We start from the raw sequence: 13,277 nt of genomic DNA, 5'->3' as shown, positions 1-13,277 counted from the left end.
GGGCTCGCCTAACGGCGCGCCCCGGAATGACGATCACTGCCCGTGATCCGTCAGCACCTTGTCGCAGGCCTTGCTGAGGCGGGTGCGGTGCTGCTTCAGGCAAGCGAGCACGGCACCATCGCCATTGTTCATGACGGCGCGGCAGAAGCGCGTGACGTCACGCGCGCAAGCGTCTTGGCCCAGCTGCTGCGCCGACGCGCCCGATGCGAACATGAGCAAAGAAATGATGAAAAGAAATCTGGTCATCGCGTAATGCCTCTTACCCGGAAAGACGTGCGGGCGAAGCTAGTGCGACGATCCCGGGGCTGCAACGGCTTTGTGGCCGAGCCGGGCGAGCGCCGCCGCGGGGAGACCCGGCTTGACGCCGGGGCTCATCGCGAAGGGAGCTGACCGACGCAACGATCTCGGTTGCGCGCTCTTACGGCTTGTCCTGGGCGTCAGCGACCTTGCGCGAGGCGCCTTTGGCGAGGTTCTTGTCCATCACCGCCCGGCAGCCGGCGCTCAAATCCGAGCGATGCTTGATCATGCACGCCGTGATCTTCGGGATGTTGGGGATCTCCGCCGAGCACAGGCGGAAGGCATCGCCGGTGCACATCTGCTGCGCCTCGGCCGAGAACGCAAAGCTCGCGCTCGTCGAAGCGATCGAGACGATGGCGGCAAAGCCCAGAGCCAGGCTGGTGTCGCGGATCTTGCTGGTAAACGACTTGGCGTTCAGAGACCTGGTCATTTGAAGCTCCCATTGGCTCCGCGCTAAGCGGGCCGGTTGTTGATGGGAACCACGATGCTCCGGCAAAACCGTTTCCACTGTGATGACGCTCACGGGAGACCCACCATCTGTGATCCCGGTCACTTTGGCGCACCCCGTTGAAATTCCTCCACAGCCGCCGTCGTGTTGGTGTCACGTTAACTCTTACTTCGCATTAATGGCTGGTCGCGCGGAAAATTCCGCTGGTTTGGTTGCGTAATTGGAAAGAGCAGCGATGCGTAATGCGTTGGGCCTGATGCTGGCCAGTGTAGTTGCGGCGGTCGTGATCGCCGCCGGCGGTTGGTTCTATTATTCCGCGCGCGCCGACCAGGGCGCTCCCAAGACAGTTGCCGCTCGTGCCGCCGATCAACTGCCGGCACAGGCGAAGCTCGCCGCCAAGGACGACGTCGAGACCACCGCGACGATCGCGGCCAAGCCCACGGCAGCCGCTCCGGCGCCCGCGCCCGCCCCGGTTATGCCGATGCAGCCGAAGCAGGCCTGCGCCAATCCGAACGCGCTGGGTGTGTCCCGCGTCGTCGAGATCGACACCACGGGTGGTCCCGGCTTCGGCTTCGAGCACTTCAAGCAGTTCGACTTCCTCACCGACAAGGAGGTCGTGCTGACCTTCGACGACGGTCCGTGGCCGGTCAACACGCCCGCCGTGCTGAAGGCGCTCGCGGATGAATGCACCAAGGGCCTGTTCTTCTCGGTCGGCAAGCACGCGACCTACCATCCGGAAATCCTGAAGCAGGTGCTGGCCCAGGGCCACACGGTCGGCACGCACACCTGGTCGCACGTCAACCTCAACAGCAAGAAGTTGACGGAGCAACAGGTCAAGGACGAGGTCGAGAAGGGCTTCAGCGCGGTGCGATTCGCGCTCGGCACCAACCCGGCACCGTTCTTCCGCTTCCCGCAGCTCCAGCACAATCCCGCGATGGTGAGCTATTTCGGCACCCGGAACGTCGCGATGTTCTCGACCGACATCGACTCCTTCGACTTCAGGAAAGGTGCGACGCCTGAGAAGATCGTCGAGACCGTGATGACGAGACTCGACAAGCTCGGCAAGGGCATCATCCTGATGCACGATTTCCAGAAGCACACCGGCGAAGCCATGCCGGCGCTGCTCGCGCGGCTCAAGGCCGGCGGCTACAAGGTCGTGCAGATGAAGGCCAAGGCGACGCTCCAGACGCTGCCGGAATATGACGAGGCGCTGATGAAGGACATGAAGGTGCCGACCGCCGGCACGAATGCACGCCCGATCTCGAGCGTGGTGCAGACGGTGTCGCAGTAAAGCGCGATTGGTCCAATCCAAAACTCTTGCGTCATGGCCGGGCTTGTCCCGGCCATCCACGTTTTTGGATCAGGGGCGAAAACGTGGATGCCCGGGTCAAGCCCGGGCATGACGGCGAGATTGAGGTATAGGTCTGCGGCTTACCAATAGATGCCGTGACGATGCAGTTCGCTGATGATGCGGCGCTCGGTCCAGCTGCGCTTGTGCTTCGGCTTGTCTGCCCTTGCCGCGCTCTTGGTGGCGGGCTTGGTCGTCGTGACCAGCGCAGAGGTCGCGTGTGTGGTCACCGTCGGAGCGGTCGCCGCAGCCGGCGCGGAGAGCGACACTGCCGGCGGACGATCGGTATATTTCGGAGCCTCGGTGGCCGGCGCGGCTTCGCTTACCCGCGTCGTCACATTGGTCGTTGACGAGGTCGTGGTTTGCGGCGCGGAGCTCTGTTCGCCCGCAGAGGCCAAGGACAGACCGCGGGAGCCGCCTGCCTGGGCGGAGGCAGAAGCCAGGAGCATGGCGGCAACCAGAATGAACTTGCGCATGTGAAAGTCTCCCCGTGTTTCGTGACGGGGATGTTAGGGGCGTCATGTCCGAGATTATGTGATCGCGATCACCCAACCGAACGGGACTGATGCGCTGACCAAGGGCCGCGCTTCACGAACCAGATGAATGCCGTCTCGGAAAGTCGAGGCGCTGGTGCCGCAAGAGGGATTCGAACCCCCGACCCCGTCATTACGAATGACGTGCTCTACCGACTGAGCTATTGCGGCGACCCTGCCGGGACCTGGGCGATGCCGGCCCCGATACGCGCGCTCCTGATATCGGGCATGGCCCGAATTGGCAAGGACGAGCCGGGTCTGAAATGCGCTTCACGCGCCCCAGCGGGACCAGAATCCGCGCCAGCCGCCGGCCTGGGCCTTCGGCGTGCCGATTTGTTCCGTAAATTCATCGCTCGGGCCGTCGTCGTCGATTCCAGGATCATCCGGCGCACGGACGATCGGGATGACGGCCTGGACCGGCGCCGATGCCGGCTTGCCGAGATCGGCCCGGGTTCGGAACACCGGCGTTGCCGCCGGCGGCGATGATTCGGCGGGCGCCTGAGTCGGATTCGCGGGCTCGGAGGGCGTGACCACCAGCTCCTCCTTCGCGGATTCCCCGGCAACCTCTTGGTCCTGAGGGGGCGAATTGTCCTGGGCAGCCGGCGCTGACAACGGTGCCGTTACCGGCGGTTCCACCGGCGCCTCGCCGGGAGCGGCGGCCACCCGCTTCGGCGGCGGGGCGGCCAGCATGGCCTCCTCGAAGGCCGAGGATTCGAGCGTGGGACCCCTGTCCGAGGGCAAGCTCGCGACCGGAGTCTGCCACTGGAACGCATCGAGGCGGCCGGTGACCGGGGAGACCGGACGCCAGCGGTCGCTGACATAGCCGTCCGCGGTCCAGGCGGGATCGAGGCGGGCGCGCACCGCGCGCAAGGTCCAGGCGCGGGCGCGGCCGCCGTCACCATGCTCGGTGCGCTCGAGCTCGGCCATCAGCAGCGCGACGCGCTGTGTCGGATCCTTGAGATAAGGCGCGAGCACCTCGCGCGCGCGGGCAAACTCCGAGGCGTCGATCGCAGCGCGTGCGATCGCGAGCTGCCCCTCGACATGACCGGGCTTGTCGACGGGGGTCTTCGCGGCGAGGGTTTCGACCCGCTGCAAACGGTGCCATGCGTTATCGCCGAGCTTCACATGCGCATAGGCGTCCGCGAGATCGGGATGTGGATTGGCGAGCCAGGCGGCCTCCACCAGCTTCATGGCGCGGCGCACCTGATGCGCCTCGCTCTCGAATTTTGCCGCGAGCACCGCCGCCGGCACCAGGGTCGGTGCGAGCTTGACGGCCTCCATCGCGCTCTCGCGCGCAACGTCGCGGTCCATCGTTTGCAATTCCAGCGCGCGCGCGGTGAGCAGGACACCGCGCTGCCGGCGATAGGTCTGCCTGTCGATCTGCCCCGCGCGCAGATTCGAGTCGAGGATCGCGAGTGCGCCGCTCCAGTCGCCGCGCGCGCAACGGAAGCCGAGCACCGCATGCGAGGCCCAGGTCGAGGACGGCGACAGCTTGATCGCTTCCTCCGCGATCATCACCGCGCCGACCGCATCGTCGGCGCGCTGCGCCTCGATGAACAGGCCGCGCAGGCCGAGCAGCCGCGTGTCCTCGCGCTCGGCCATGACGCGGAACACGCGCTGCGCCTCGTCGCGATTGCCTTCGAGCTGGGCCGACTGCGCGTGCAGCAGCAGCGCGAGCGGATCGTTCGGCGCATGCCGCCGCGCCGCGTCGGCGTGACGGCGGGCCAGCGCGGAATCGCCATGACCGATCGCGAGCAAGCCGTGGGTGATGGCGTGGCGGCCGCGGGCCTGGCGCTTTTCGTGGCGACGGCGGCGCAGACGCCCCGGCGTGCGCCAGATCGCGGTCAGGATGCTCCAGACCAGGACGACGGCCACGGCAAACAGGCCAAGCAAGAGAACGAACCTGGGAAGCGTCGTCGAGATTCGGAAACCAGCCGCGGTCAGCACGAGATCGCCGGGCTGATCGGCAACCCAGGCCGCGCCGGCCGCCGCCAGTGCGATCAGGACAAGAAAGAGGACGATGCGAAGCATGGCGATCCCTATACGCGCCGATTGTTGCGCGAACTTTTACTGAAGAGGCTTGTCAGGACCAGACTTGGCAGGATCAGATTTGGCAGGATCAGACTTGACCGAATCAGGCTTGGCGAGATCCGCCATGGCATCGTCGGCGAATTTGCGGGACGCCGCGAGCGCGGCTTCGCGGGCATCGGTCTTGTCGAGCCAGGCCTGCGCCGGGGCACGATCGGCCTCGGGCAGAGTCTTCAGCTCGCGCCGCGCTTCCACGAAATCATTGCGAAGCGCCGCCGCGGTCACGCGCGCAACGATGGCACCGCGATCGTTGCCGACCCCGTCGGTCCGCTCGATGCGGACGAGCTTTGACGCGCCGGCCTGGAGACGCTCGACGATGCCGGCGTCGCTCGACGGAGCTTCCGGCGGCGGCGACAGCTTCGGCACGATGTTGAGGAGCTCGCGGCTCAATGCGACCGACGTCGGAATGCCGGACGACGCAAACGCGTCGAGCGGCTTCAACATGTCGGGCTTGGCCGCAAGTGACCGCGCCGCGGCCAATTGCGATTGATAGGGATCGCCGTGGCGAACGGCGACGTCGAGCAGGGACGCCGCCACCACATGGCGGAGCGGCTTGTCGTCCATCGTCCTGGCCTCGGCGATCTTCTCGCCCTGCCGCGCGCGCTCGGCGCGCTCCGTCTTGCCGGCGCGCTCGAGCTGGGCGATGCGGTCGATGACGGCAGCAAGATCAGGCGCGGCAGCAGGCGACGCAACCTTCACGTCGTTCAGGGCGTTCGCAGTCTTGTCGGACTGCGCACGCAGATTGGCCATGTCGCTGCGCAGGCTGCTCGCGGATTTCTCCAGCGCGTCGATCCGCGCCGCCATGGCCGGATCGGCTGCGGGCTTGCCGGCCTTGGCTTCGACCGCAGCAACACGTGCGCTCAGCGCATCGATCGTCGCACGGGTGACCTCAGGCGCGGCCGGCGGCGCCTGCACCGCGGGCCAGCCCAGCATCCAGCCGACCGCGATCACGACCGCAGCCGCGACAGCGCCGGAAAACGGTGCGATGACCCAGGGTGAAATCGGCGCCGACACGGGTGCGGCGGCGACGGAAACCTGCTCCTCTGCAGGCTCGGACTGAGGCTCGGCCTTGACCTCCTCGGATCCGGGCTCTTCGAACCTGGCCTGCTCCTGCGCGACATGCTCGGACGCCTCGGGTTCGCCCGCGACCTGCTGCGGCTGGGTCGAGACCTCCGTCGCCTCAAGATCGATGGTGGGCGGGGTGCGCTTGGTACGACCCGTCTCGGGCGCCAATCCAGCGTCTTCAGGCTTGTCGTCGGCCATCGTGACGGTTCCTCACACTTCCATACCCGGGTGAACTAGATTGCGTCGGATTCGGCCTGACCTCTTACGCCAAACGGGTGCGCAACGCACGCTCCAAGGTGTCGAACAGGGCACTTTCGTCCGGCGTTGCGGCCACCAGAACCCGTGACGCGCCGGCGTCGCGCAGCACGCTCGCAACCGTCTCGGACAGGCAGCAATGCGGTATGGCCAGCGCCGAGATTTCGACGCCTTCGTCCCGCGCCGCATCCAGAAACGCGCGTGCGCTGCGCCGGGAGTAGTGCAGCACCGCCTCGACCCCGTGCGCGGCAAAGCCCTCGCAAACCCCGCGCGGCAGATGCTTGACCGGCGCCATGCGATACGTGGTCCGCGTGACGACGCGGAAGCCCTCCGCACCGAGTTCGCCGCCGAGGTCGCGCGACAGATCGGCGCCGGCGAGATAGAGCAGCGCGCTCTTTTTCTTCAGCACCTTGTCGCGCGCGCTTTGCATCACCTTTTCGCGCAAGGAAGCAGCATCGCCGCCGGCGACGATCACATCGGCGAATCCGGCCTCGCGCGCCGCAGCCGCCGTATGCTCGCCGACCGCAAACAAAGGCAGCTTCAGGAGCCCGAGCTCCGGCAATTGCGGCGCGACGGCGCGGATCGCGTTGGCCGACGTGACGAGAACGGCGCCGTAGGGACCTTCACTCTCGTCATGGACGGCGACCGGCTCGAACTTGAGCACCGGCGCCAGCAGCACCGCATGCCCCCTCGCGCGCAGACTTTCCGCCGTCGCCTCATTGTCGGGATGCGGCCGTGTGACAAGAATGGACATCGCGGGTGTTCCCGAACCACGTGGCGGTGGCGCATTGATCAGGACGGCTGCGCGTGACGATTGCGCAAGCCGACCCCGGAATGCTACCGGACGTACCAGAACGCTGCTTTGCGGATGAGCGCAAGGGCGCAAATTGGATAACAATTCGCCAATGCTGGTGCTGGGCATAGAAACCACCTGCGACGAGACCGCCGCGGCCGTGATCGAGCGCGCGCCTGACGGCAGCGGCAGGATCCTGTCCAACATCGTGCGGTCGCAGATCGAGGAACATGCCCGCTTCGGCGGCGTGGTGCCGGAGATCGCCGCGCGCGCGCATGTCGATCTGCTCGACGGCATCATCGACCGCGCCATGCGCGAGGCCGGCATCGGCTTTGCCCAGCTCAACGGCGTCGCGGCCGCCGCGGGGCCGGGCCTGATCGGCGGCGTCATCGTCGGGCTCACCACCGCGAAGGCGATCGCGATGGTGCACGACACGCCGCTGGTCGCGGTGAACCATCTCGAAGCGCATGCGCTGACGCCGCGCCTCACCGACGGAATCGAATTTCCCTACTGCCTCTTCCTCGCCTCCGGCGGCCACACCCAGATCGTCGCAATCACCGGCGTCGGCCAATATGTACGGCTCGGCACCACGGTCGACGACGCGATCGGCGAGGCCTTCGACAAGGTCGCGAAGATGCTGGGACTGCCCTATCCGGGCGGACCGCAGGTCGAGCGCGCAGCGGCAGGCGGCGATGCCACGCGCTTTGCGTTTCCGCGGCCGATGCAAGGACGCCCCGATGCCAATTTCTCGCTGTCGGGATTGAAGACGGCGGTGCGCACCGAAGCGAGCCGGCTGACTGAGCCCACGCCGCAGGACGTCAGCGATCTCTGCGCGAGCTTTCAGGCCGCGGTGCTCGACTCGACCGCCGACCGGCTGAGCGTCGGCTTGAAACTTTTCCGCGAGCAGTTCGGCGCGCCGCGCGCGCTCGTGGCCGCCGGCGGTGTCGCCGCCAATCAAGCGATCCGCGGCGCTCTGCATGACGTTGCAAGGCAGGCCGGGACGCAACTGGTCATGCCGCCGCCTGCGCTCTGCACCGACAACGGCGCGATGATCGCCTGGGCCGGCGCCGAGCGCCTCGCGCTCGGCCTGACCGACACGATGGAGGCGCAGCCGCGCGCACGGTGGCTGCTCGACGCCAACGCGACGGCGCCCGCAGGCTACGGCAACACGCGGGCGGGATATTAGCGATGGCCGCGCTGCAATCCGTCGCGGTGATCGGCGCGGGCGCCTGGGGTACGGCGCTGGCCACGGTGGCAGCGCGAGCCGGGCGGAGTGTCACGCTCTGGGCTCGCAATGCGGAGCATGCCGCGCGGATTGCGTCGAGCCGCGACAATCCGCGGCTACCCGGCGTGCGGCTCGCTCCGGAGATTGTCGTCACGGGCGAGCTGGCGCTGGCCGCGCGCGCCGACATGCTGCTGATCGCAACGCCTGCGCAGCATCTGCGTGGCGCCGTCAACATGCTGGCATCGCATCTGGCGAGACCGGTACCGATCGTCGCTTGCGCCAAGGGCATCGAGCACGGCACCCATAAGTTCATGACCGACGTGATCGCGGAGGCGGCGCCGCACGCGCAGCCGGCGATCCTGTCGGGCCCGAGCTTTGCCGACGACGTCGCGCGCGGCCTGCCGACGGCGGTGACCCTGGCGGCAAGCGATGAGGCGCTGGCACGCGCGCTCGTGCAGGCGCTGGGCTCGCCGACATTCCGGCCGTATCACTCCACGGACATCCGGGGTGTCGAGATCGGCGGTGCGGCCAAGAACGTGCTGGCGATCGCAGTCGGCATCGCGGTCGGACGCAAGCTTGGCGCCTCCGCGCAGGCGGCGCTCACGACGCGCGGCTTTGCCGAGCTCACCCGCCTCGGCCGCGCGCTCGGCGCGCGCAGCGAGACGCTCACCGGCCTGTCCGGCCTCGGCGACTTGATCCTGACCTGCGCGAGCCCGCAATCGCGCAACTTCGCGCTCGGACTTGCGCTCGGGCGCGGCGAGCAGCCTCCCGCCGGCAAGCTCGCCGAGGGAGAGTTCACGGCACCTGTGCTGATCGAACTCGCAGCTTCGCAACACATCGAGTTGCCGGTATCGGAAGCGGTCGCGGCAATCCTGAGCGGCCGAAGCACGATCGATGCCGCGATCTCGGGGCTGATGACCCGCCCCTTCAAGGCAGAGGAATGACGTCTTCTCGTCATGCCCGCGCTTGTCGCGGGCATCCACGTCTTGATATTGAACTGGTGACAAAGACGTGGGTGGCCGGGACAAGCCCGGCCATGACGAATGGATAGGGCGCGTTGTCATGAACTACTGGCTCGTGAAATCCGAACCGTCGGTGTGGTCCTGGGACCAGCAGGTCGCGAAGGGCGCCAAGGGCGAGGCCTGGACCGGTGTGCGCAATTTCACCGCGCGCCAGAACCTCGTGAATATGAAGAAGGGCGACAAGGCGTTCTTCTATCATTCCAACGAGGGCAAGGAGATCGTCGGGATCGCAGAGATCATCAAGGAAGCCTATCCCGATCCGACCGACAAGACCGGCAAGTTCGTCTGCGTCGACATCAAGGCCGACAAGCCGTTGAAGACGCCGGTGACGATGGCCGCGGTCAAGGCCGAGAAGAAGCTCGAAGGCATGGCGCTGGTGAAATATTCGCGCCTGTCGGTGCAGCCGGTGACGGCGGAGGAGTGGAAGCTCGTCTGCAAGATGGGCGGGGTGTAGTCGTCGCGGATGTAGCTCTCGTAGAGTGGGCAAAGGCGCAAGCCGCCGTGCTCACCATTCTTCCGTGATGATCGACGGTGGGCACGCTTCGCTTTGCCCACTCTACAGCATCGCCATCACACCGCGGCGGTCGCCACCACCTGCGCCAGAAGCTGCTCGCGCCTCGCCTGGGAGCGCTGGCCCTTCATGGTCGCGGCGAAGCGCTCGAGGATGCCCTCCTCGAACGCGGTGACGATGGTATCGTGGACGTAGCTCTTGCGGCAGATCGCCGGCGTGTTGGAGAGCTTGTCCGCCGCGGCGCGGATCGCGTCCAGCACCTGCTTCTTGCGGCCGCGCTGGCTGGTCGCCGGCGTGATCCGCGACAGCGATTCCACGACGACGGCGGACGCCATCAGCGTGCGAAAATCCTTCAGCGAGATCTTGATGCCGGCGATCTCGCGCAGAAACGCATTCACCTGGGTGGTGTTGACCGCGCGCACGATGCCATAGGCATCGCGATACTGGAACATGCGCTTGCCGGGGACGCCCTGCAGGATGCCGATGGCGCGCACAAGCTTGGCCGCGTCGCACTCCTTCCGCACCGCCTTGCCGCCCTTTGCCTTGAAGGTCAGCACGAAGCAGTCGTCTTCGAGCATGACGTTGGACTTCAGCAGCGTGGTGGCGCCGCGGGTACCGTTAAGGCGGGCATAGGATTCGTTGCCGGGACGGATCGCGGTGCGCGCGATCAGCTCGATCACGGCCGAGAGTGCGAACTCGCGCGTCGGCTCGTCGCCCGACAGGAACGCAGAGACCTTGCGCCGGATTTTTGGCAGTGCGCCGACGAGCTTCTCCAGGCGATGCGCCTTGCGGTGCTCGCGGACCTTCTCCCAATCGGCGTGATAGCGATATTGCAGCCGGCCCGCGGCATCGCGGCCCACCGCCTGGAGGTGCGAGTTGGGATCGGCGGAGTAACGCACCTCGCGATAGGCCGGCGGCACCGCCATCGCGTGCAGCCGGCGGATGGTGCGGGCGTCGCGGATATGCGCGCCGTTGGGACGGACGAAGGAGTAGCTCTTGCCGCGCTTGACGCGCCGGATGGTCAGCTCGTTCTGGTCGCCGAGCCGCAAGCCGTGCTCCCTGGCGAGTGCCTCGACCGTCGCCGGCGCCGTATCGAAGGTCTTTTTCGGGCTGGAGCGCCTGAAAGTGGCCGGTTTGGGCCATTGTCCGAGGGCTTTGGCCAGGGCAATGGCCGCAGGATCGGCTGAAGCGGGCCGCATCGTCCCGGGATTCTGCTGATCCATCATAATGTTACGCCTTAGCCCTGCCTGTTATCGGTCAATGCCGCTGTTCTGATTTTTGTTCCGAGGGGTCTCTTTGGACCCGGGTTGGCCATTTAGGGTGTTCCGAACCGTATTGCGAGTCCCGAATCAGTGAGGAAAGGTCTTTGAATACCTCTATCGGGTGCATGGGCCTCTGCGCGGGCCGGTTCCGGGGGATTTGGGTAAAGGCCCGAAGGCCGCCCCGGGCCTGTTTCAGATCTGCGACAGTTGCGGCAGGTGGCCTTGATCTTCCGCATGGCCGGAGGCCCGCCGAAGGTCCAGCTTGTGCTCCTTGTCGGGTCCGGTTAGCCCGACGCATAATCAGTCAATGATCAAGTCGGCTCGCCGGTCGCTGGCGTTCGGCCTGCCGCATGTGGAGGGAAGCATGTCCGAGAAGATCTACGACGTCCCCGCGGAGTGGGCGAAGCGCGCCTGGGTCGACCAGGCCAAGTACAAGGAGATGTACGCCCGCTCGATCTCGGACCCGAACGGCTTCTGGGCAGAGCAGGCCAAGCGCATCGACTGGATGAAGGCGCCGACGAAAATCGAGAACGTCTCGTTCGCGCCCGGCAACATCTCGATCAAATGGTTCGAGGACGGCGTCCTCAACGTCGCCCACAATTGCATCGACCGGCATCTTCACACGCGCGCCAGCCAGACCGCGATCATCTGGGAAGGCGACGATCCCTCGCAGTCAAAGCACATCACCTATCAGGAGCTGCACGACGAGGTCTGCCGGATGGCCAACATCCTGCGCACCCGCAACGTCAAGAAGGGCGACCGCGTCACCATCTACCTGCCGATGATTCCCGAGGCCGCCTATGCGATGCTCGCCTGCGCACGCATCGGCGCGATCCACTCGGTCGTGTTCGCGGGCTTCTCGCCGGACAGCCTCGCCCAGCGCATCAACGACTGCCAGTCCAAGGTCATCATCACCGCGGACGAAGGCCTGCGCGGCGGCAAGAAGGTGCCGCTGAAGGCCAATGTCGACGCGGCGCTCGCCAAGGCCGACGGCGTCGACTGGGTCGTGGTGGTCAAACGCACCGGCGGCAAGGTCGACATGAACCCGACCCGCGACCTCTGGTACCACGAGGCGGCCGCGATGGTGACGACGGAATGCCCGGTCGAGCACATGCATGCCGAGGACCCGCTGTTCATCCTCTATACCTCGGGCTCCACCGGCCAGCCCAAGGGCGTGCTGCACACCTCCGCCGGCTATCTCGTGTACGCCGCGATGACGCATCAATACGTCTTCGACTATCACGACGGCGACATCTACTGGTGCACCGCCGACGTCGGCTGGGTCACCGGCCACAGCTATATCCTCTACGGGCCGCTGGCGAACGGAGCGACCACGCTGATGTTCGAAGGTGTGCCGAATTACCCGGATAATTCCAGGTTCTGGAACGTCATCGACAAGCACAAGGTCAACATCTTCTACACCGCGCCGACCGCGATCCGCGCGCTGATGCAATCGGGCGACGAGCCCGTGAAGAAGACCTCGCGCGCGAGCCTGCGCCTGCTCGGCTCGGTCGGTGAGCCGATCAATCCGGAAGCGTGGGAGTGGTATCACCGCGTCGTCGGCGACGACCGCTGTCCGATCGTCGACACCTGGTGGCAGACCGAGACCGGCGGCATCCTGATCACGCCACTGCCGGGCGCGACCAAGCTCAAGCCGGGCTCGGCGACGCAGCCGTTCTTCGGCGTGGTGCCCGAGATCGTCGACGCCGATGGCAAAGTGCTGGAAGGCGAGACCACCGGCAATCTCTGCCTGACGCGGTCCTGGCCCGGCCAGATGCGCACGGTCTATGGCGATCACGCCCGCTTCGAGCAGACCTATTTCTCGACCTACAAGGGCAAGTACTTCACCGGCGACGGCTGCCGGCGCGACGCCGACGGCTATTACTGGATCACCGGCCGCGTCGACGACGTAATCAACGTCTCCGGCCATCGCATGGGCACCGCGGAGGTCGAGAGCGCACTGGTCGCGCACGAGAAGGTTTCGGAAGCGGCGGTGGTCGGCTTCCCGCACGACATCAAGGGCCAGGGCATCTACGCCTATGTCACCCTGATGGCCGGCGTCCAGCCGACCGAGGATCTGCGCAAGGAGCTCGTCACCTGGGTGCGCAAGGAGATCGGCCCGATCGCTTCGCCCGACCAGATCCAGTTCGCGCCGGGCCTGCCCAAGACCCGCTCCGGCAAGATCATGCGCCGCATCCTGCGCAAGATCGCCGAGGACGAGCCGGGCAGCTTAGGGGACACCTCGACCCTGGCCGATCCCGCTGTCGTCGACGACCTCGTCAAGAACCGGCAGAACCGGAAGTCGGCGTAAGGACGCTCTCGTGCCCCGGACGCAGCGCAGCGCTTCTTCGGCGGTGCGCTGCAGAGCCGGGCCCATCTATCCGCACAAAGTAAAGAGCTGGGTCCCGGCTCAGCGTCGCGGCGCTACGC

The 13,277-nt window shown here is 66.5% G+C and carries 12 protein-coding genes and 1 tRNA gene; 5 read left to right on the top strand and 8 right to left on the bottom strand.

Annotated features, from left to right (window positions below; genetic code table 11):
* Window positions 1-33: 33 nt before the first annotated feature.
* Window positions 34-246: a cysteine rich repeat-containing protein gene (locus XH96_RS01355; RefSeq protein ID WP_194390725.1), complete on the bottom strand. Its 213-nt coding sequence runs from the start codon at window positions 244-246 to the stop codon at window positions 34-36.
* Window positions 247-418: 172 nt separating this feature from the next.
* Window positions 419-727, bottom strand: a complete 309-nt coding sequence (locus tag XH96_RS01350) for a hypothetical protein (RefSeq protein ID WP_194390724.1) — start codon at window positions 725-727, stop codon at window positions 419-421.
* 253 nt (window positions 728-980) lie between these two features.
* Between XH96_RS01350 and XH96_RS01345 the strand changes: the two genes are divergently transcribed.
* Window positions 981-2,036: a polysaccharide deacetylase family protein gene (locus XH96_RS01345; protein WP_194390723.1), complete on the top strand. Its 1,056-nt coding sequence runs from the start codon at window positions 981-983 to the stop codon at window positions 2,034-2,036.
* Window positions 2,037-2,176: 140 nt separating this feature from the next.
* Here the strand turns inward: XH96_RS01345 and XH96_RS01340 are convergent, their stop codons facing one another.
* From XH96_RS01340 to XH96_RS01320, 5 genes are all read right to left on the bottom strand, one after another.
* Window positions 2,177-2,569: a hypothetical protein gene (locus XH96_RS01340; protein WP_194390722.1), complete on the bottom strand. Its 393-nt coding sequence runs from the start codon at window positions 2,567-2,569 to the stop codon at window positions 2,177-2,179.
* Window positions 2,570-2,721: 152 nt separating this feature from the next.
* Window positions 2,722-2,797, bottom strand: a tRNA-Thr gene (locus XH96_RS01335).
* A 99-nt stretch (window positions 2,798-2,896) separates the two neighbouring features.
* A complete protein-coding gene (locus XH96_RS01330; protein ID WP_194390721.1) occupies window positions 2,897-4,657 on the bottom strand; it encodes a heme biosynthesis HemY N-terminal domain-containing protein in 1,761 nt (586 codons plus the stop codon).
* A 36-nt stretch (window positions 4,658-4,693) separates the two neighbouring features.
* Window positions 4,694-5,977 (bottom strand): COG4223 family protein, encoded by a 1,284-nt coding sequence (locus XH96_RS01325; RefSeq protein ID WP_194390720.1) that lies wholly within the window; start codon window positions 5,975-5,977, stop codon window positions 4,694-4,696.
* 64 nt (window positions 5,978-6,041) lie between these two features.
* Window positions 6,042-6,788, bottom strand: coding sequence for a uroporphyrinogen-III synthase (locus XH96_RS01320; protein WP_194390719.1), 747 nt, complete (start codon window positions 6,786-6,788; stop codon window positions 6,042-6,044).
* Window positions 6,789-6,939: 151 nt separating this feature from the next.
* Between XH96_RS01320 and tsaD the strand changes: the two genes are divergently transcribed.
* From tsaD to XH96_RS01305, 3 genes are all read left to right on the top strand, one after another.
* Window positions 6,940-8,013 (top strand): tRNA (adenosine(37)-N6)-threonylcarbamoyltransferase complex transferase subunit TsaD, encoded by a 1,074-nt coding sequence (gene tsaD, locus XH96_RS01315; protein ID WP_194390718.1) that lies wholly within the window; start codon window positions 6,940-6,942, stop codon window positions 8,011-8,013.
* Between the two features lie 2 nt (window positions 8,014-8,015).
* Window positions 8,016-8,996, top strand: a complete 981-nt coding sequence (locus XH96_RS01310) for an NAD(P)H-dependent glycerol-3-phosphate dehydrogenase (protein ID WP_194390717.1) — start codon at window positions 8,016-8,018, stop codon at window positions 8,994-8,996.
* Between the two features lie 118 nt (window positions 8,997-9,114).
* A complete protein-coding gene (locus XH96_RS01305) occupies window positions 9,115-9,528 on the top strand; it encodes an EVE domain-containing protein (protein WP_028177029.1) in 414 nt (137 codons plus the stop codon).
* Window positions 9,529-9,644: 116 nt separating this feature from the next.
* Here the strand turns inward: XH96_RS01305 and XH96_RS01300 are convergent, their stop codons facing one another.
* A complete protein-coding gene (locus XH96_RS01300; protein ID WP_194390716.1) occupies window positions 9,645-10,811 on the bottom strand; it encodes a DNA topoisomerase IB in 1,167 nt (388 codons plus the stop codon).
* Window positions 10,812-11,211: 400 nt separating this feature from the next.
* Here XH96_RS01300 and acs point away from each other — a divergent pair, with 400 nt between their 5' ends.
* Window positions 11,212-13,158, top strand: a complete 1,947-nt coding sequence (gene acs / locus XH96_RS01295; protein ID WP_194390715.1) for an acetate--CoA ligase — start codon at window positions 11,212-11,214, stop codon at window positions 13,156-13,158.
* Window positions 13,159-13,277: the final 119 nt, after the last annotated feature.

It is taken from the genome of Bradyrhizobium sp. CCBAU 51765 (assembly GCF_015291725.1).
Classification (GTDB): domain Bacteria; phylum Pseudomonadota; class Alphaproteobacteria; order Rhizobiales; family Xanthobacteraceae; genus Bradyrhizobium; species Bradyrhizobium liaoningense.
The sequence above is the reverse complement of the archived record's forward strand: the minus strand, read 5'-3'. Positions and strand labels throughout refer to the sequence as shown.

Coding starts and splice junctions, on each gene's coding strand:
- XH96_RS01355 (WP_194390725.1), bottom strand. CDS start 246: ATGACCAGATTTCTTTTCATCATTTCTTTGCTCATGTTCGCATCGGGC.
- XH96_RS01350 (WP_194390724.1), bottom strand. CDS start 727: ATGACCAGGTCTCTGAACGCCAAGTCGTTTACCAGCAAGATCCGCGAC.
- XH96_RS01345 (WP_194390723.1), top strand. CDS start 981: ATGCGTAATGCGTTGGGCCTGATGCTGGCCAGTGTAGTTGCGGCGGTC.
- XH96_RS01340 (WP_194390722.1), bottom strand. CDS start 2,569: ATGCGCAAGTTCATTCTGGTTGCCGCCATGCTCCTGGCTTCTGCCTCC.
- XH96_RS01330 (WP_194390721.1), bottom strand. CDS start 4,657: ATGCTTCGCATCGTCCTCTTTCTTGTCCTGATCGCACTGGCGGCGGCC.
- XH96_RS01325 (WP_194390720.1), bottom strand. CDS start 5,977: ATGGCCGACGACAAGCCTGAAGACGCTGGATTGGCGCCCGAGACGGGT.
- XH96_RS01320 (WP_194390719.1), bottom strand. CDS start 6,788: ATGTCCATTCTTGTCACACGGCCGCATCCCGACAATGAGGCGACGGCG.
- tsaD (WP_194390718.1), top strand. CDS start 6,940: ATGCTGGTGCTGGGCATAGAAACCACCTGCGACGAGACCGCCGCGGCC.
- XH96_RS01310 (WP_194390717.1), top strand. CDS start 8,016: ATGGCCGCGCTGCAATCCGTCGCGGTGATCGGCGCGGGCGCCTGGGGT.
- XH96_RS01305 (WP_028177029.1), top strand. CDS start 9,115: ATGAACTACTGGCTCGTGAAATCCGAACCGTCGGTGTGGTCCTGGGAC.
- XH96_RS01300 (WP_194390716.1), bottom strand. CDS start 10,811: ATGATGGATCAGCAGAATCCCGGGACGATGCGGCCCGCTTCAGCCGAT.
- acs (WP_194390715.1), top strand. CDS start 11,212: ATGTCCGAGAAGATCTACGACGTCCCCGCGGAGTGGGCGAAGCGCGCC.